Genomic DNA, 17,874 nt, shown 5'->3' with positions numbered 1-17,874 from the left:
AACATGGGATCACTGGCTGCACCTCCCTCTTAAAGCGTCCACCAACGTGGAGTCACCTCCACCGCTGTGATACCGCCTGTCCAAGTGATCTGTGTCTTGCCCTCTGGCAGTTCCGGGAAATCATCCGAAAGAATGGTCTCATTGCAAAAACCAGAAGCGTTGTAAGCATTGTGCGTCTCACAATTGAGCAGCACATAGTCCTTGATGCTGTGGATGGTGATCTTCTCCTCACCCACATACAGCTCACCGCCAGAATCTCCGTAGACCTTGAAGATAGGCTGCGCCGGAAATGCAAATGGGTTCTTCAAAGTTGATCTGCTGTCCAGCCGAATCGCCCTCTGCCCGTCCACGCTCCACCGCTGGGGCTTACAGTTGAAGGTCAGCTCCATCTCAGCGGCTTTCTGGGCTGTCACATCGAATTCCAGGGCGTCCTTGCAGACTGCCATCCGGAAGAAATCCGGGTCGTAGGTGTCCTGCAATTTCTGATACCCGATCGGAGATAACAGCCATGCCTTGACCGCTGCTGTCTTGGCTGGCAGACCGTTGAAGAAAAATGCCTTATACTTGATATCCACGTTCTGATATCTGCGTCTTCCTGTCCTTGCATTCTCGGTGATGATGTCCCCGTTCCTGCCGGGTACGGAGGTACTCTCCACATCCGCAGCCGGGGAATCATACACACCGGGACCAGACAAATATAAAAGGAAATCTTTGCTGGACTTCCCTGCAAAGGACAGATACTGTCTGGCGTATCTGCCTTTTAACTGAAACTGTGATACTGTCTGCTTTGGGGTGTTGTAGCCCATACGCATCTCCTCCTTTACTTGAAGACTGAATCATCCTCGTGGATCATGCCGTTGATCTTATCGGCAACGGTCTGTGCGAGTTCATCGTCGTTCCGAGCGTTATAGCCATTGACCGTGATATACACACCGCCAAGGTTGGTCGTCCGGGTGGTACCGCCTCCGGCCAGAGCTGCCTGCGGGAAGTTCCAGCTAGAGCCATCGAAGTGCGGCAAGGTCAGTTCTGGCAGGATGAAGGAACTGATACCCTCCATACCCTGCTGCACCTTTGCTGCCATCGACCTGATCTGGCTGATCAGTCCACCCTCGCCTTTCTTGATGCCGCCGGAAAGCAGCTTCATGAAGTCGGGCATATAGGTGTCCGCATCTGCCAACGGCCCCTCATCCGGCACCGAGAAGTGCAGGAACGAACGGATACCACTTGCCACACTCTTGACCGCACTGCCGACCCAGCTCACACCCTTTTTGATGCCTCCTGCAATGCCGCCAACGATGTCCTTGCCCCAGCTGACTGCCGAGGAAGCCACGTTCTTGATACCGCCCCAGATGGACGATGCCACGTTGCCGATGGCAGAAGCCGCATTGGAAATACCATTCTTAATGGCGTTTACTCCATTCGAGAATACCGAAGTGACCTTGTTCCAGATATTCGTGACTCCTTCCCGGAATCCATCGCAGTTTTTCCAGAGAGCGGTCAGTCCAAGACCGATGCCGCCAACGGCTGCCACTGCGATACCTGCAGGACCCGCCAGGCCAGCAAGTGCTGTACCTGCGGATGCGAGGAAACCACCTGCGGAGCTTGCTACCCCTGCAAGGGCTGTACCTGCGCCAGCAGCCAGACCGGATACGGTCGTACCCACAGAACCGAGCAGACCGGAAAGCGTTGTGCCGACTGTCCCGGCAATACCGCCCAGCGAAGAACCAATAGACGATACGATGCCGGAAAGACTGCCGCCTAAGCCACCGATCTTCGACACTACACTGGAAAGCAGCCCGTCCAGATTCGACAGGATTCCCCCACCGCTGGAACCAAGGCTTCCCAGCTTCGAGATGATGCCGGAGATTCCCTCTCCCAGACCACCCATTTTGGAGGTCAGCCCGGAGATCAGGTTGCCAAAGTTCGACACAATCTGACCGCCATCTGCGCTGCCGATCTTCGACAGGAAACTGCCGAGGTTGGACAGCAGACCGCCTCCGTTTTCGGAGCCAAGAACATTGCCGAGGTTCTGCAACGTACTTCCGAGGTTTCCGATGGTATTCTTCATGGAGCCGAGCTTGTCCACAAGACCGGTGACCGTATTGACCGTGTCACCGACTTTACTGATGCCATTGCCCAGACTCTTTAGAAAATCCGAGTTGAAGGTATCGCCAAGGCTGCGGATCGCATTTCCAAGGGAACTGGTCTGAGAACTCAGTTCACCAATGGAATCCTTCATATCCGCAAAGCCCTGCTTCACCTCATCGCTCATGCCGCCGACTGCAGTTTTGGTGATGCCCTGCAGGTCTGTCCAGAGCTGCTGGAACTGTGTCTTCAGCCCGGAAAGTCCGGACATCAGCTGGGACTGGATACCGCTGCCCACATCCTTTGCAGCACTGCCGATACCGCTCTGGCTTCTCTTGATCGTGGTAGCAAAACTGCCGACCACGGAATCCATCCAGTCGCCCAGAGAATCTACCGGGGTCGTGAGGTTGCTGCTCATAGACCCGGCAAGTCCCTGCACGGCTTTCACCACTGACTTGACATTTTTCTTAATGCCGGTTGCCAGCAGCTTCATGAAGTCCGGCATATAGGTGTCTGCATCGGACAGAGGTCCTTCGTCCGGCACAGAGAAATGCAGCAGACTTCTGACCCTGCTTGCGACATTTTCTGCCGCTGCGATCACGGAACCGGCTGCTGCCCGGACACCTGCCGCCATCTGGGAACAGATATCTGCGCCCCAGCGGTATGCTGAAGAAGCAATCGAACCGAGCGAGTTAAAGCTGCTCCTGATACTTGCGACACCGGAAGAAACCGTGCTGCGCAGGCTGGACATTGCCGAAGACACCGTGGACTTGATGCTGTTGAAAGCAGAGGTCGTAGTGGATTTCAGTGTGTTCCAGCCGCTCGTGACCGTACTGCGAACTGCGGATACAGAGGAAGTTGTAAGACTCTTGATGCTGTTCCATGCAGTCGTGATGACTGTTTTGATACCATTCCAGCTGGTGCTTGTCAGAGTTTTCACTGCGTTCCATGCGCTGGTCATGGAAGATTTTACAGATGCGGTCGCCGAAGTGGTAAGGGACTTGATTCCGTTCCACGCTGTGGTAATGACCGTTTTAATTCCGTTCCAGCTGGTCGTTGTCAACGACTTCACCGCATTCCATGCACTGGTCATGGATGTTTTCACTGCTGCTGTCGCAGAGGTCACATTGGATTTCACCGCCGAGAAGCTGTTCTGGATGGTGGTCTTGATACTGTTCCATGTGCTTGTGGTACTGGTCGTAATGGAACTCCATGCGGATCTCATCGCGGCACTTACACCTACCGTTCCGGTTTTCACCGTCTGGCTGATGGCTGCCCAGCTCTTACTGTATGCCTGCTCTACTCCCCTCATGGAGTTGGTAATGGAGGTAGACAGCGTGGTGGACAGGTTCTCTGCCGCCGCAGTCACAAGACCGGTGTTGGTCGTGATGCCGTTTGCCAATCCCTGCATGAAGTCCGGCATCCAGCTTTCCATATCCGCCAACGGTCCTTCGTCCGGCACGGAGAAGTGCAGGAAGGAACGGATACGGTCCGCCACTCCCGATACGGCACTTGCCACATCCTGAATTCTCGACTGGATACCGGACACAATGTTGCCGATCATGTCAGAGCCCCACGAAAATGCCTGTCCAGCCAGCCCCTTGATAAAGGAGACTGCACTGTTAAAGCCGTTCGTGATGGTGTTTTTGATACCGGAAATCGTAGAGGAAATCCCAGATTTCATCGAGTTAAAAGCTGTCGTCGCCGCACTCTTGATGCTGTTACTGAGGGACGATACCGTGGATTTCATGGCATTCCAGCCGGAAGAAACCACCGATTTGATGCCATTTATCACACCGGATATCTTGCTGCCGATGGCGCTCCAGATGGAAGAAACCGTGGACTGGATCGCAGAAAGGACCGTCGAGATGACCGTCTTGACCGCATTCCATGCCATACTCATTCGGGTCTGGATGCCAGTCAGCAGCGGAGACAGGAAGGATACAATGGCATTCCACACCGTCGTCACTGCAGTCTGGATCGCAGTCAGTACAGTAGAGATAGCCGTCTTGATTGCCGACCAAACCGTAGAGAAAGTCGTCTGCAATCCAGTCAGGATCGGAGTCACAAATGCAACGATAGCGTTCCAGATGGAAGTGATCTTCGTCTGGATCGCGGTCAGTGCTGCGCCGATCAGGATCTGTATTGCCTGCCAGATGGTCTCAAACAGATATTTGAACGCATCCAGCAAAGGCTTGATGGTGTTGTAGATTCCGTTCCACACTGTAGTGATCGTGGTGCTGATGGTGTTCATGACCGTAGAGATTGCGGTCGAGATCGCCGTCCACACAGTTGTCACCGTGGTATGGATCGTATTCAGCACAGAAGAAACTGCTGTGGAAATGGCAGTCCAGATGGTGCTGAAGGTCGTCTGAATACTCGTAAGGACGGTAGTAAAAAATCCAGACACTGCTGTAAATACAGTCGTTGCCACACTCTGGATAGCAGAAACTGTATTTGAAAAGAAGCTGCTGATTCCACTCCACACGGTCTCGAAGAAGCTCTTGATACTGCCCCAGACCGTCTGCCAGTCCGTACCAAACAGACCAAGGAACATATCCAGTGCGCTCTTTAGTGCGGTAAGAGTCGTGGAGAATACGGACTTCACACCTTCCCAGATGCTGGAGAAGATGCCTTTCACTGCTTCCCATGCACCGCTCCAGTTGCCGGAGAACACATTGGAAAAGACGTCGAATAGACCGAGCAGTGTATCCAGAACGACACCTAGGATGGTGGCAATATTCTGGAATGCTCCCTCAAACAGCGGTGCAAGCACCTGACAGAAGCCATCCCAGACTGCTTTCAGTACCTCAGTGACATCCTTAAAGTCAAAGCCAAGCCCATTGATCCGCTGTGTCAGCTGGTCGCAGAATCCTTTCACCTTGGAAACAATGTCGTTCCAGATGCCGGTAATGGCAGTACGGAACTCTTCATTTGTGTTCCAAAGGTTCATGAATGCTGCCACCAGCGTGCCGATGACCGCCACTACTGCTACGACCGGTCCGGACAGGCCACCCAGAACCACACCCAGCTTGCTGAACACACCGCTGGCACTGCCCACATGGGTGATAAGAAGCCGGACACCCTTTGCAAGAGAACTGAACCCTCGCATCACTGTGCCGACAGTCGATATGGTCTTGCCAAGCACAATGAGCAGTGGACCGATGGATGCCGCTAGGAGCCCGATCTTGATGATCGTTTCCCTGGTGCTTTCATCCATGCTGTTGAGCTTGTCCACGAACTGTTGCACGGCAGATACGATCTTGCGGATGGTCGGCATCAGGATATCGCCAAAAGAAATAGCCAGCTCCTCCAGCTGAGATTTCAGTATGGTGAGCTGACCATTTAAATTGTCCTGCATGGTCTCTGCCATGCTCTCGGATGCGCCATCGCAGTTTTCAATGGCACTGCTTAATTTATCGATATCCGGCTGGCTGGAATTCATCAGGGCAAGGAAGCCGGACATCGCATTCTTGCCGACCAGTGCCTCCGCATTGGCTGCCTTCTCAGATTCCGACAGTCCGGAGAATGCCACACGGCAGTCCGCAAGGATATCGTTCAGGCTCCTCATACTGCCATCTGCGTTGCTGGTCGCAATCGTGACCTCACCGATGTTTTTACCAACAAAGGTCACTTCGCCGGAAAGGTTGTTCATGATGGTACGAAGGGAAGTACCAGCCTGCGAAGCCTTGATACCACTGTTTGCCATAAGTCCGATGGCTTCTGCGGTATCTTCTGCCGAAAACCCCAGCGCACCAGCAATAGGCGCACAGTACTTGAACGTCTCGCCCATCATGGAGACATTGGTGTTCGCATTGGAAGAAGCAGCTGCAAGGATATCTGCAAAATGCCCGGAATCCGCAGCAGATAAGCCGAAAGCTGTGAGGGCATCAGTGACAATATCCGAAGTCGTGGCGAGGTCTTCACCCGAAGCCGCCGCGAGGTTCATGATACCCTCGATGCCGTTCAGCATGTCGGAGGTCTTCCATCCAGCCATGGCCATGTATTCCATCGCCGAAGCTGCCTCAGATGCAGAGAACTTGGTCTTCGCACCCATCTCACGGGCTTTCGCACGGAGCTGGTCAAAGTCATCCCCGGTCGCACCGGAAATGGCAGAGACCTTGCTCATCTCGGAATCGAAATCTGCTGCCGTCTTCACTGCGGCAGTGCCAAGACCCGTTACGGCGGTAGTCACCGGCAGGAACTTCTTGCCGACATTTTCCACAGAAGATCCTATGTTCTGGAGCTTTTCTCCGGCTTCATCGATCTTGGCAAGCGTCGCATTCGTGGTCGCCGCTTGGTCCTGTAAGGATCGCAGATTCTGTTCGGTCTCCACGATCTCACGCTGAAGGGCATCGTACTGCTGCTGGGTGATTTCACCGTTGGCAAGCTGCTCATTGGCCTGCTGTGCGGCAGTTTTCAGAGTTGCCAGCTTTTCCTTGGTAGCTTCAATGGCATCCTTCAGCATCTTCTGCTTCTGGACGACCAGTTCTGTATTGGAAGGGTCCAGTTTCAGGAGTTTGTTGACATCCTTCAGTCCGGACTGCGTCCCCTTGATTGACTTGTTTACACTTTCCAGTGCTTTGGAGAGCTTTGTGGTATCGCCGCCGATCTCAACGGTGATGCCCTGGATTCTGGATGCCATTTGTGTAACCACCTCCTTGCCGGCATGAAAAAAGCCCATCTGCACGGAGCAGACAGGCTAAAAATGGGTATAAAAATACCCTGCCAGCTTTCACCAGCAGGGTTGATTAGAATTTTTACTTGTAAAGGTCTTCCAGCGTTATCAGCCGAACTTCACCTCGCTCTTGTGCCTGAAGAAGTCCATCTGTGAATCCGCCTTTCGAGAAGATATAGTAGTGATAGTTGTTGCCCTTTCCAAAAACTGAGGCATAATCCCGAATCAAATCGAGTTCATCCACACCGATTTTCTCATTCCGGTATTTGCATGAACCGATGATATAGTCTTTGCCCTCAACAGGAGTTCCGACGATATCAATCTGTATCTGCTTTTTCTTCTTCGGGTCTGTCCCCCACCACTGGCCGATTTCACTCAGCTCAATAGGAAGGCTATCCGAATAATAGAGCAGGTAATCCTGACACATCTTCTCATAAATTAGACCCATGTAATCAGGAAGATACTGCTTTACAGCGTGTGGATAGGTCTTTGCAATTCTGCCAGAGTCAATGGCACTCATATTGATTGGCACAAACCGATACCAGAAACGGAAGAAGTTATCAGCCAGCAGATAGATGGTTTTCTTACCCGGTTTTTCTGTAATCGGTGTTTCTTTCTTCGCAATGCCAAGGTCGATCAGCGTTTTCAGGTACTTCGATACGACCGAGTTTTCCTCGCCAACCTTCATCTTGATATCGTTCATTCGGGAAGCACCTTCTGCAATCGCTTTAATGATTGCATTATAAATGGCCGGCTCCCGGAGTTCCTGCTTCAGTAAGTTCCCCGGTTCCTCATACAGATAGCTGGAGCGGTCAAAGAAATTATCCAACAGAGCTTCATCCACACTATCTCGCACATCCAACTTATTGATATAGTGGGGAACTCCTCCCGTGATTCCATAAATCAGGGAATTGTCTTCTGCAGACAGATTTGGGTGGAACACAGCGGTTTCTTTATAGTCTAGCGGCTCAATCTTAAACTGGCCAGTACGTCTGCCATACAACGGACTTTCCTTTCCAAGCACCTGACTCTCCATGAAGCTCATAGAGGAGCCGCAAAGAATCAGGTACATCTTGGACTCTGTCCATTTGTGGTCGATGATGTGCTGCAGCATCGCTGAAATAGCTGGTTTTGCTTTTGCAAGATAAGGATACTCATCAATGACAAAGACAATCCTCTTTTCCTTTGAAAGTGCTGTCAGCTCATCCAAAGCTGCATCATAGGACCTGAACTCCGGTGCAGACTCCATATCCGGCCGCTCAAAACTCATAATCGACTTTGAGAGAGCTTCCAGATTTTCCTTTCCTGTCGTGTTCAATGCAGAAAAGAAAATGGTAGGCTTATCTTTGCAGAACTCGTTGATCAGTGCCGTTTTACCAACACGCCGTCTGCCGTAGATGACAATGCACTCAAACTTATCACCTGCATACCGTTTATTCAGTTTCCGCAGCTCATCCTCACGGCAATAGAATTGACTCATCTGCTCACCTCCAATAATTATACTCGTGAGTTAGTAACTCGTAAGTTACTTCTTTACGAGTATAATAAATCAGATAGTCTGCAAAGTCAAGTAAAATAAGTCGAACCTTTAGAATCGATCGAAGTCCGACTGACTTGCCAGCTCTTTGTACGAATAGTCGTCATTCTGCCGCTCCGTGAACATATCATTGACCAACCCGATGGTCAGCAGGTCGAGGTCGGCAATGCTGATACCGAGCTGTACACAGCGCAGCAGAAAGAGCGGGGTGGTCATTTCCCGCTCACTTTTTCGAGGTTTTTTCTGGATTCCACCTCCGTCTGCACATTCAGGCCCCACAGTTCGATCAGCTGGGGCAGGATCTGGTAGATGGAGAAGGTGTTGAACTGGTCCAGGAACTCCTCCGGGCTGTCTGGCACATTCGCAGGGTCAGCATGACGGGCCATCAACCATGCCAGGTCCTCGAACATCTCCAGACTGAAAAGGTCGAGGTTGGAATTGTCCTCATCGTTCTTCCCTACGCTCTTTTCCAGCTGGCGCAAGTCTTTGTAAATGTCACGGCCGAACTTGATGCGGTACAGGCGGGGTACAGCGGCACTTGCCTTAAAGGTGACTTCCTTGCCATCGATCTCGATTTTCTTTGTAACTGCCATAATCGTAATCCTCCAAAATTTCATGTAAAATTGGCAGAGCCGAAGCCCTGCCGTATATCGTGTTTCTTACTCTGCCGGGTCAATGCTGACCAGTGCATTACCGCCGCTCACAGTCGGCAGCTTTCCATCCCACTTCTGTATCTTCTGGTACTCGATCAGCGTATCGGACAGGCTTTCTGCCAGTTTGCGGTTTGCATCCGCCTGTGCGTCTGCAGCGATGGAAGTTTTCTGTGCTTCCGCCTCTGCATTGGTGATCGCCACCTGCTTATCCGCTTCTGCCTTGGCAATGGCCGCTTCATTCTCGATCTTCTGCTTATCTGCGTTCTGCTGTGCAATGGACTTCTGCTGGATGGCTTCGTTGTAGGCATCCTCGAAATTCATGTCGTTGACGACGACCTTGTTTACGAACACAACATCCTCACCATATTTCTGCACAAGGGACTCTGCCAGCTTCTGCTGTGCCAGAGGTTCGATCTTGGTGCGGTTGGTTACCTCTTTGGGACCAAGTTCAGCCATTGCAGACTTGATGGCAGATGCCACCAGCTCGTCACCGACCAGATTCTTGATGTCAGACACATTCGCATACAGCCATGCACTCTTCTCAGGAAGCACCTGATAGGTCACGATCACATCAGCGGCATACACAGGCGTCTTGTCGGAGGCTTCGCCCCAGACCTGTGCCTCGATATGCTTATCCTGCTGCTTGTTGTTGACCTTGTGGATGCTCTGCACAAAAGGAATGCAGAAATTGAGCTTGCCACTCTGGATGGTGGTCTCCTGGATCTGGCCAAAGCTGGTCTTCACGCCCGTGTATCCGGTGGGGATGATGTGGAACGAGCAGACAGACAGCACCAGAACGATGATCACTGCAAACACGGGAAAAATCCTCTTCATAATCATATACCTCTTTATAATAATGTAAGCAGAGCCGAAGCCCTGCAGTGTGTGTCGGTCACTTAGCCCTGCGGCTCCTCAGTTTGACTGGTGTCTTCGGTGTCCACAGCTTCCGCCTGCGGCTCATAGACCGCATCGTACCACTTGTTATAGACATCATCGGTGGTGTTGGTACCGGTCTTTGCCTTGACATAACCATTTGCCAGAGGGGTTGCCTGCAGGTTCAGGGTGTCCGTCTTGACTTCCTTGCTGTCCTCATTGGTCTCACCCTCGATGGACGGACGGCTTGCCACACAGTTGTACAGCACATGACGGATGTGGCGCTGGTCGCCATCGAACTCGAACAGGAAAGCAAAATGCTCCAATTCCACATTGGCGTTCTCAGCAAGCACGCCATTGCCATCCAGTTCCTCGTGCATGATGTCCGTGAGGAAACTCTCCGGGATCAGCGCAATCTCCAGATCACCCTCGTAGCCGGAGTTGTTATTCACGACATAGTAGGCGATATTGTCCGCATAGAACGGCTCGATCTCGCCATTGGCATCCATAGAAAGACTGACTGCACCGGGGATGCGGACCGGCTTCGCATAGGTGACACTGCCATCTTCGTCAAAGGTTGCCTTTGCATAGTGGCAGTTTTTCAGGCCAAATTTGACCTTATTGCTTTTCTTCGACATAGTGTTCCTCCCATAAAAATACCCTGCATGAGCATCACACGGTCAGCTCATACAGGACTTCATACATTTTTTCGGTTTCGATCCAGACCTCGCTTTTCTCATAGTAGAGTTCGTGTGCGGTCAGGACTTCTTCAATAGTTGCTTCCATATCCGGGTCTTTATAATCGGTGTACACCTCGATGTCCAGCCGGTTGAAATGGTGGTACACAAGGTTGTCCGCACCGAAGTTCTCAGCCTTGGGATACAGGAAGCAGATAAACGGTGGATCAGGGCTCTCCCCTTCTGCGAAATGGTCATACGCATAGGGAAGCCCCATCTCCTCCACCAGAGCTTTTACTTCTTCGTGGGTCATGGGGTTCTCCTCTTATTTCAATGCCTTTTCGATCAGGGATTGGAGCTGCTCGATACCAGCCTGCTCCGCCGGAGCAATATGCGGTCTTCCTGCCACCCGGCCACCGCCGCGCTTGGCGTGACCTTTTTCCAGCAGATGCGCCAGCTGGTAGCGGTTCTTGGAATGCACCACCATCTGAAGGCTCTGGCTGGACTCCGACTGTTTGGTAGCCACCCAGCTCCCTTTGTACGCACCTGTTCTGGACGGTGCATTAGCTGAAATCTGGTCTTTGACCGTTTTCGCAGATTTACGGACAGCTTTCTTGACCTCGGTGGAGGCAAGGGTCGCATACTCTTTCAAGCCCTCATTGATGACATCTGCCATCTCATCGATACTGACGGTTCTGCTCATCCGGCTGCCTCCTTTCCAAACGGCAATGAATCTTCAGCGTTTTCTTCTGGAAATTCATCGGGTCGATGCTCTCAATGTCGTAGAGCTGCTCCCGGAAACGAATGCGATAGCCCGTGGAAGTAAGGCCTCTCGTCTCACTGCACCAGCGCACCGTAAACACCACGCTCTTCTGTTCGGCTGTGATCTCACCCTCTTCTTCCTGCGCCTGATAGGTCGAAGCGTAGGCAAAGCAGGTGAAATATTCCTCACATGTGTTCCGATGGTTTCCGACCTTATCGGTCACGACCGTACTTTTCTCGATCGTGATCCGCTCATTCAGTTTCTCGATCATCAGAACACACCCTCCCTCACAGCAAACAAAATGGAACGAAGCGTCAACATCAGCTGGTGATGGTCAGCTTCGTCCCGGTGCTCATAGAGATATCCCAATGCATACAGAATCGCCACACGGCAGGTGCTGCGCAGGGCTTCCAGTTCCCTTGTGGGCTGTACTCCGTTCTCGGCATCCCGGTCAGCGGCATTGACTGCCTCCCACTGGTCTTCCGATAGACGGCCCACGTCCTTGCACATCTGCTCCGCAGAAGATAAAAGGATGCCGATCAGGGCATCCTCATCACTGCTGTCCACGCGGAGATAGGTCTTCGCTTCGTAAAGCGGGATCAGTGCCATAACCGGCTCCTCCTTTCCGGGCTTTTTAGCCCTGCGGTGCCATCTGCAGAAGCTGTACAGCTTCCGGCAGGATCAGCTTGCCATCCACACGCTGGGTGGTCAGGAAACCGACCTGATCAGTACGGGCATACAGCTCGTTCAGACGGCGGAAGGTGCGGTTCTGGCGGTCAGCCACCCAGTAGTAGCTGTAATCGCCAAAGGCCATGACCTTGCTGCCACCCTTGATCTCCGGCATGAAGGCGGAAGTCTTCAGCGGACGGTTCAGCAGGGTATCAGGCTTTCCGATCTCCAGACCCGGCTTCCAGATATAGTTGCCGTTGTTGTCCTTGATGGTCATCAGCTGCAGCACCAGGGCTTCGTTGCAGAGGAACTGTGCCTTCTTGCGGTACGGAGCCTTCAGTGCATAGTAGAGCTTGAAGATCTCATCAAAGGACACAGCATCCTTCTGGGCAGCGGTCACACCGACCTTGGCGCCGCCGGTCTCAGCCAGCAGACCCAGAGGCTTGCCCACACCGTCACCGGTGATAAAGGCGCGCTCCTCTGCGTTGCCCATACGCACACCGAAACGGCGGGCAATATAGGTGGCGAGGTCGAAAGCGGAATCGTTCAGAAGCTCATTGGAGATCTTGATCATAGTGCCCAGCTTGTACGCAGACAGCATGGTCTGGCCGAAGGTGGTATCGCTCTCCGGGATCTCCTCGCCCTCATCGTTCCAGCTGGCTTCACCGGTATCCTCTGCGATAGGGATCTTACGGGTGCCGGAGCTAGTGCGGATGACGGTCGCCATGCCACGGAAGATGTTGTTCTCCTCCAGTGCCTCCACCAGCTTCTTCTCGAACTCATCGGGAACGGTAAAGCCGCCCTCGGTGTCCTCGCCCACAGACAGGGCATTGCGAACCTCGCCGTAATGGCCACGGTTGCGGATCATGTTCCAGAAGTTCTCGGCATACTCGGCAGTGGCGGTCGGCTTGACATCCTTCTTGGCACCGTTCTTCGGGTCAGCGTGGACAGGGCTGGAAGTCGGTGCGGACAGCTGTGCCTCGATCTGTGCCTGCTGCTCCAGACGCTCGATCTCTGCACCCAGGTCCTTGACCTCCTGTGCCATCTTGTTGTACTGCTCCACGGCCTCAGCCTTTACCAGACCGTTCTCGCCGCGGTTCTTCTCCAGAAAGTCCTTGGTCTGCTCCCAGAGAGTGTTGCGCTTGGTGCGCAGTTCCAGAATCTTACTCATAGTGTTTTTCCTCCATAAATTTGTGATGGTTGATTGGATATAAAAACAGCCTGAATGCACATCACTTCATGCACTCAAGCTGTTTCATCAGGATATTGTAGGGGATGCTGCCATCCTCGGTCTTACCGTCCATGTCAAGGACAGGTCCCGGATTAGCGGACGGCTCTGCCGGAGGGGTAGGCTCTGCGGACGGTTTCGGGTCAGCAGGTGGCTCCTTCGGCTCAGTGTGTTTCTGGCCCACATCTTCCGGTTTCACACCCAGACGGTTCAGGACGATTAGATCCATCTGACGGCTGGAGAAAAGGTGCCCTGCCGTATCCTTCTGGAACGGCTTCTTTTCTCCGCCCTCGCCCGGTTCACTGTCGGGGTCTTCTTCCGGATCCTCCGGGTCTGCCGGGTCACTGTCCGGCTCGTCCTCTTTCTTTGCAAAGAGGATCTCGTCTGCAAAGCCCAGCTCCACCGCCTTCTTCGCATTCATCCATGTCTCATTGCTCATGAGGTTGGCAATACGGGCATGGCTGAGACCGCTCTTTGCAGCATAGGCATTGATGATGCTCTCCTTGACTTCGTTCAGCACCTCGATGGCTTTCTCCATATCCTTGGTGTTGCCCATCGCAACGGTGCTGGGGTCGTGGATCATCAGCATGGCAACAGGACTCATCTGGACGGTATCACCGGCCATTGCCACAACGGATGCCGCCGAAGCTGCAATCGCATCGATCTTGACCGTAATGCTACCTTTGTAGTCCTTAAGCATGGTATAGATCTCAGCAGCGGCGAACACATTGCCGCCCGGAGAGTTGATCCAGACGGTCACATCCCCCTCACCGGATTCCAGCTCATCCCGGAACATCTGCGGCGTAATTTCATCGCCCCAGAAAGATTCCTCGTCGATGGGCCCTTCCAGCCGGAGGATTCTGGTGTCATCACTGTTTTTGATCCAGTTCCAGAATTTCTTCATCGGGTTCTCCTTCCTGTTTTTCGTGGCTTACTCTCACTCAGCCGGTTATCGCTGTCAGGTTCTTCTTCCGGGTCTTCCTCCTCCGGCTGTGTCTGTTTGGGCTGATTCTGCTGGACTGCGGCCGCTTTGTTCTGCTGCGCCACACCTGCATCTCTCAGCTTCACATAGCCGCCGTTCAGATAGTAGTCGTCACCGCCCTCCTCTGCCGGGATCAGGTCCATGTTTTCGAGCCGATGCACATCATTCGGAGAGAGGAAGCCGTTGCTGATGCCGGTCGCATAACCGTTCATCCGGCTCTGGTAATCCCCTCGGAGCAGACCGTCCACATTGAATTTCGGGAAGTAGGTATCCTGCTCCTCCTCCAGCAGCAGGTCCTTGATGATGCCCTGCTCGATGCGGACAAGCCACGGGGTCAGGGAATGCATCACGAAGTTCAGCGACTGGTATTCGATGTTGGAAAAAGTAGCTCTCGACAGGTCAGCCACCAGATGCGGAGGCACACGGAAAATGCGGCAGATCTCCGTCACGGAAAACTGCTTCGTCTCCAAAAACTGGCTGTCCTCTGGCGGCAGAGAGATTGGTTTGTAGGACATCCCCTCTTCCAGAACTGCCACACGATGCGCATTGGAAGCACCGCCATAAGCCGCTTCCCAGCTATCCCGAATACGGTTCGGGTCTTTCACAACGCCGGGATGTTCCAGCACACCGCTGGGCTGTGCGCCGTTTTTGAAGAAGGACGAGCCGTACTTATCCACCGCAATGGAAGTACCGAGGCTGTTCTTCATCATGGCGATTGGCGAGAAGCCGATCAGACCATTAAAGCCCAGACCCGGTACATGGAAGATCTCATCCCGGCGAAAGTAGAGGTCTTTGTTCTGCTCACCCGGAACTTCATCTGTGTAAGCGTGATAGATATAGTAAAGTTCTCCGCTCTCGTCACGGTCCACTTCGACATTTTCCGGCATCAGCGGATACAGACCCAGCACCGTATTCTTGCCATCCCGGACGATCTGCGCATAAGCGTTTCCCCAGAGAAGCAGGTGGGTCATCATCGTTTCCCAGAAGACAAAGGATGTCATTTCCGGGTTGGGCTGCCGATACAAAATCTTGTACAGCGGATGATCTCGCGCCTTCTCCTTATTGCCGTTTTTGTCTGTCACCCGGTACAGATGCAGCGGAAGTGCCGCAATGGACTCTGCCAGCAGACGGACACAGGCGTACACGGTCGGAATTTGCATGGCGGCTTTTTCATCCACCTGCTCCCCGGCATTGGAACGGCCAAACACAAAGGTCTGCCCGGAATCGCGGACATTATCCGTGATCTGCGGCAGACCCTCTTTCGGCTGTTCTGTTTTGGGAGAATCTCTCGGATTCTCAAATCCCATCCATTCCCAGAATCCCATTAGGCATTATCCCCTTTCTCCAGCTCCGGCAGACCGGCAAGGCTGGTACCGAGCGAAGCAACGCCAGCCACGATAGCGGCACTGCCAACAGCGACCCAGTCCACACTGCCGCCGGGAAGTTGTGTCACGACCAGAGCCGCGCCGGTCTGACACATGGTCTTCACCGCACGGATGCCGGCTGCCTTCCACCATTCTGCACTCATCAGATACTTCATAGCTTTTTCCTCCAAATCTTCCTATCAAAAAACGATCATGTCACGCTCATCGTAGACGCTTCCCTGCTGCTGTCCTTCGTTTCGGATGCAGCGGTCCAGTGCCATGATCGCAGCGACGATACCGTCAATCTTCTCCGGCGACTTTGCCTTGGTCGGCTTGATGTTGCCTGCCGGGTCGGTGTCCACAACTACGTTGCCGGCCATCCATGCCATGACCGGGTTGCCGCCGTGGACGATGTTGCCCTCCATCAGGAGCTTGTAGAACTCCTTGGTGGGAGGGCTCATATCTTTGAAGCCCTGTCCGAAAGGTACGACCGTGAATCCCATCCCCTCAAGGTTCTGGGTCATCTGCACCGCTCCCCATCGGTCAAAGGCAATCTCCAGAATGTGATAGGTCTTGCCCAGCTCCTCGATGACCTTTTCGATAAATCCGTAGTGGATGACATTGCCTTCTGTCGCCATCAGGTAGCCCTGCTGGTACCAGACATCATACGGAACGGATGCCCTGCGCACACGCTGGGGGATCGTATCCTCCGGAATCCAGAAAAACGGGAGCATGATGTATTTCTCCTCCGAGGTTCTTGGAGGGAACATCAGCACAAAAGCCGTGATGTCTCCGGTGCTGGACAAGTCCAGTCCGCCATAGCAGTCACGGCCCTTGAGGGCTTCCAGGTCGATTGGCTGATTGCCGAGGTTGTAGATGTGTTCGGGAATGAACCGGGTCAGCGAGGACACCCACATGTTCAGACGGAGCTGCTTAAATACGTTCTCCTCTGCGGGGTTATCCAGTGCTTCCTGATACGCATCCCGGACACGCTGGATCTGAATGGTCTGCCCCAATGAGGGATTTGCCTTATACCAGTTGGCTTCATCGTGCCAGTCATCTTCATCTGTCAGACCATAGACCACGGGGTAAAAGGTGTGGTCGATCTTACGTCCGGCCAACAGGTCAAGTGCCTTCATGTGGAGCTCGTAACAGATGCTCTCCTTGTCCGTACCGGCCGTGGTGATCAGGAAGAACAACGGCTGTTCACGGGCATCACCGGAACCTTTGGTAAGGACATCATAGAGCTTTCGGTTGGGCTGGGCATGAACCTCATCCAGCACCAGACCCGACACGTTCAAACCGTGCTTCGTGCCGACTTCGGCCGACAGGACTTGATAGAATCCTGCATTGCCGTAATTCACGATACGCTTCGTTGCCGCCATGATCTTGCACCGTTTCAAAAGTGCCGGGGTCATCTGCACCATCTGGTGGGCTACATCAAAAACGATGGACGCCTGCTGGCGGTCAGCCGCAGCACCATAGACTTCGGCAGAGGGTTCGTTATCGGCAAAAAGCAGATACAGAGCCACCGCAGCGGCAAGTTCGGACTTGCCGTTCTTCTTACCGATTTCGACATAAGCCGTGCGAAACTGACGGTTGCCACGCTCATCCACAATGCCAAACACATCCCGGATGATCTGCTCCTGCCAAGGAAGCAGCCAGAACCGCTTGCCCGCCCACTTGCCTTTGGTATGACGCAGGTTTTCAATAAAGGTCACTGCCCGGTCTGCTTTTGCAGCATCATAGTGGCAGGTCGGAAGCATGAACCGACTAGGCCTGTAGTCTTTCAGTTTCGGATAGTTTTTGGGTCTTGTTTCTGCCACTGTTACACCGCCTCTCTTTCCAGATTGCATCCCTGTTCGTCTTTCTCAGGAAAATTTAGTGTTGCAAAATCACCGAAGAACTTTCTCGCTGCTTTGTCATAAGCCACCGCAGCTTCCTCAGCTGTGGCATACGCCCCAAGATAATGTCTTCTACCATGCTCACAGATGCGGGCATGATATTTTTCAGTGCGTTTATCCTTGTAAATCCCTTTGTAGCCAGTTGTGTTTCTGTCTGACAGCCTATAATTCCAGTGATTCTGCACATTGGTAGCCACTCGCAGATTACAACGGCGGTTGTCAAACGGATTGCCGTTGATATGATCCACTACAACTTCGTTTCCCACATTGAGCAGCAAATGAGATACCATATCTTTTTTTCTATTGGTAGTTACATATCCCCGCTCATCAACCGTGCAGATTTTATCTTGGAAGAACGTCAAAGTCAGTACCACCAGCTCTGCTGGTGGTTTGGGTTTGCCCTTCCAGGGCGCATTGCATTTCCGCCTGAAGGCGGTCTAACAAACCATTCCTTTAGTTAC

Annotated in this window: 16 protein-coding genes and 1 pseudogene; all 17 read right to left on the bottom strand. The window is 53.0% G+C overall.

Annotated elements, in window-relative coordinates; genetic code table 11:
• Positions 1-29 precede the first annotated feature (29 nt).
• A complete protein-coding gene (locus LA360_RS25760; protein WP_112483358.1) occupies positions 30-806 on the bottom strand; it encodes a hypothetical protein in 777 nt (258 codons plus the stop codon).
• A 14-nt stretch (positions 807-820) separates the two neighbouring features.
• Complete coding sequence (locus LA360_RS29840; RefSeq protein ID WP_112483360.1) at positions 821-6,730, bottom strand: phage tail tape measure protein; 5,910 nt, start codon at positions 6,728-6,730, stop codon at positions 821-823.
• Positions 6,731-6,845: 115 nt separating this feature from the next.
• Positions 6,846-8,243 carry an ATP-binding protein gene (locus LA360_RS25750; RefSeq protein ID WP_112483362.1) on the bottom strand — a complete coding sequence of 466 codons (1,398 nt, stop codon included), beginning with the start codon at positions 8,241-8,243 and terminating at the stop codon, positions 6,846-6,848.
• 108 nt (positions 8,244-8,351) lie between these two features.
• The gene (locus LA360_RS25745) at positions 8,352-8,516 is read right to left on the bottom strand and encodes a hypothetical protein (RefSeq protein ID WP_166433727.1); all 165 of its coding nucleotides are present in this window, start codon (positions 8,514-8,516) and stop codon (positions 8,352-8,354) included.
• Positions 8,513-8,893, bottom strand: a complete 381-nt coding sequence (locus tag LA360_RS25740) for a hypothetical protein (protein ID WP_112483363.1) — start codon at positions 8,891-8,893, stop codon at positions 8,513-8,515. The genes LA360_RS25745 and LA360_RS25740 overlap by 4 nt, the downstream gene beginning before the upstream one ends.
• 66 nt (positions 8,894-8,959) lie before the next feature.
• A complete protein-coding gene (locus tag LA360_RS25735; RefSeq protein ID WP_160116383.1) occupies positions 8,960-9,787 on the bottom strand; it encodes an SPFH domain-containing protein in 828 nt (275 codons plus the stop codon).
• 62 nt (positions 9,788-9,849) lie between these two features.
• On the bottom strand, positions 9,850-10,464 hold the full coding sequence (locus tag LA360_RS25730) for a major tail protein (protein WP_112483368.1): 615 nt from the start codon (positions 10,462-10,464) through the stop codon (positions 9,850-9,852).
• A gap of 34 nt (positions 10,465-10,498) precedes the next feature.
• Entirely contained in the window at positions 10,499-10,816 is a 318-nt protein-coding gene (locus tag LA360_RS25725; RefSeq protein WP_112483370.1) for a hypothetical protein, read from the bottom strand.
• A gap of 12 nt (positions 10,817-10,828) precedes the next feature.
• Positions 10,829-11,206, bottom strand: a complete 378-nt coding sequence (locus LA360_RS25720) for an HK97 gp10 family phage protein (RefSeq protein ID WP_112483372.1) — start codon at positions 11,204-11,206, stop codon at positions 10,829-10,831.
• A complete protein-coding gene (locus tag LA360_RS25715) occupies positions 11,181-11,537 on the bottom strand; it encodes a phage head closure protein (protein ID WP_112483374.1) in 357 nt (118 codons plus the stop codon). Before LA360_RS25715 ends, LA360_RS25720 begins: the two co-directional genes overlap by 26 nt.
• Positions 11,537-11,875, bottom strand: a complete 339-nt coding sequence (locus LA360_RS25710) for a head-tail connector protein (RefSeq protein ID WP_107000219.1) — start codon at positions 11,873-11,875, stop codon at positions 11,537-11,539. The genes LA360_RS25715 and LA360_RS25710 overlap by 1 nt, the downstream gene beginning before the upstream one ends.
• A 25-nt stretch (positions 11,876-11,900) precedes the next feature.
• Positions 11,901-13,106, bottom strand: coding sequence for a phage major capsid protein (locus LA360_RS25705; RefSeq protein WP_112483376.1), 1,206 nt, complete (start codon positions 13,104-13,106; stop codon positions 11,901-11,903).
• Between the two features lie 388 nt (positions 13,107-13,494).
• Positions 13,495-14,067 (bottom strand): annotated as a pseudogene (locus tag LA360_RS25700) (head maturation protease, ClpP-related); the annotation flags it as partial.
• On the bottom strand, positions 14,064-15,470 hold the full coding sequence (locus tag LA360_RS25695) for a phage portal protein (protein ID WP_112483380.1): 1,407 nt from the start codon (positions 15,468-15,470) through the stop codon (positions 14,064-14,066). The gene LA360_RS25695 and the pseudogene LA360_RS25700, both read right to left, overlap by 4 nt.
• Complete coding sequence (locus LA360_RS25690; RefSeq protein ID WP_112483550.1) at positions 15,470-15,673, bottom strand: holin; 204 nt, start codon at positions 15,671-15,673, stop codon at positions 15,470-15,472. Before LA360_RS25690 ends, LA360_RS25695 begins: the two co-directional genes overlap by 1 nt.
• 36 nt (positions 15,674-15,709) lie before the next feature.
• On the bottom strand, positions 15,710-17,275 hold the full coding sequence (locus tag LA360_RS25685) for a terminase large subunit (protein WP_112483552.1): 1,566 nt from the start codon (positions 17,273-17,275) through the stop codon (positions 15,710-15,712).
• A 62-nt stretch (positions 17,276-17,337) separates the two neighbouring features.
• Positions 17,338-17,787 (bottom strand): AP2 domain-containing protein, encoded by a 450-nt coding sequence (locus LA360_RS25680; protein WP_207657900.1) that lies wholly within the window; start codon positions 17,785-17,787, stop codon positions 17,338-17,340.
• Positions 17,788-17,874 lie beyond the last annotated feature (87 nt).

It is taken from the genome of Enterocloster clostridioformis (assembly GCF_020297485.1).
Classification (GTDB): Bacteria; Bacillota; Clostridia; order Lachnospirales; family Lachnospiraceae; genus Enterocloster; species Enterocloster clostridioformis.
The sequence above is the reverse complement of the archived record's forward strand: the minus strand, read 5'-3'. Positions and strand labels throughout refer to the sequence as shown.

Bases quoted from the DNA above. Each gene is read 5' to 3' on its own strand.
- LA360_RS25760 (WP_112483358.1), bottom strand. From the start codon at position 806: ATGGGCTACAACACCCCAAAGCAGACAGTATCACAGTTTCAGTTAAAA.
- LA360_RS29840 (WP_112483360.1), bottom strand. From the start codon at position 6,730: ATGGCATCCAGAATCCAGGGCATCACCGTTGAGATCGGCGGCGATACC.
- LA360_RS25750 (WP_112483362.1), bottom strand. From the start codon at position 8,243: ATGAGTCAATTCTATTGCCGTGAGGATGAGCTGCGGAAACTGAATAAA.
- LA360_RS25745 (WP_166433727.1), bottom strand. From the start codon at position 8,516: ATGACCACCCCGCTCTTTCTGCTGCGCTGTGTACAGCTCGGTATCAGC.
- LA360_RS25740 (WP_112483363.1), bottom strand. From the start codon at position 8,893: ATGGCAGTTACAAAGAAAATCGAGATCGATGGCAAGGAAGTCACCTTT.
- LA360_RS25735 (WP_160116383.1), bottom strand. From the start codon at position 9,787: ATGAAGAGGATTTTTCCCGTGTTTGCAGTGATCATCGTTCTGGTGCTG.
- LA360_RS25730 (WP_112483368.1), bottom strand. From the start codon at position 10,464: ATGTCGAAGAAAAGCAATAAGGTCAAATTTGGCCTGAAAAACTGCCAC.
- LA360_RS25725 (WP_112483370.1), bottom strand. From the start codon at position 10,816: ATGACCCACGAAGAAGTAAAAGCTCTGGTGGAGGAGATGGGGCTTCCC.
- LA360_RS25720 (WP_112483372.1), bottom strand. From the start codon at position 11,206: ATGAGCAGAACCGTCAGTATCGATGAGATGGCAGATGTCATCAATGAG.
- LA360_RS25715 (WP_112483374.1), bottom strand. From the start codon at position 11,537: ATGATCGAGAAACTGAATGAGCGGATCACGATCGAGAAAAGTACGGTC.
- LA360_RS25710 (WP_107000219.1), bottom strand. From the start codon at position 11,875: ATGGCACTGATCCCGCTTTACGAAGCGAAGACCTATCTCCGCGTGGAC.
- LA360_RS25705 (WP_112483376.1), bottom strand. From the start codon at position 13,106: ATGAGTAAGATTCTGGAACTGCGCACCAAGCGCAACACTCTCTGGGAG.
- LA360_RS25695 (WP_112483380.1), bottom strand. From the start codon at position 15,470: ATGGGATTCTGGGAATGGATGGGATTTGAGAATCCGAGAGATTCTCCC.
- LA360_RS25690 (WP_112483550.1), bottom strand. From the start codon at position 15,673: ATGAGTGCAGAATGGTGGAAGGCAGCCGGCATCCGTGCGGTGAAGACC.
- LA360_RS25685 (WP_112483552.1), bottom strand. From the start codon at position 17,275: ATGCTTCCGACCTGCCACTATGATGCTGCAAAAGCAGACCGGGCAGTG.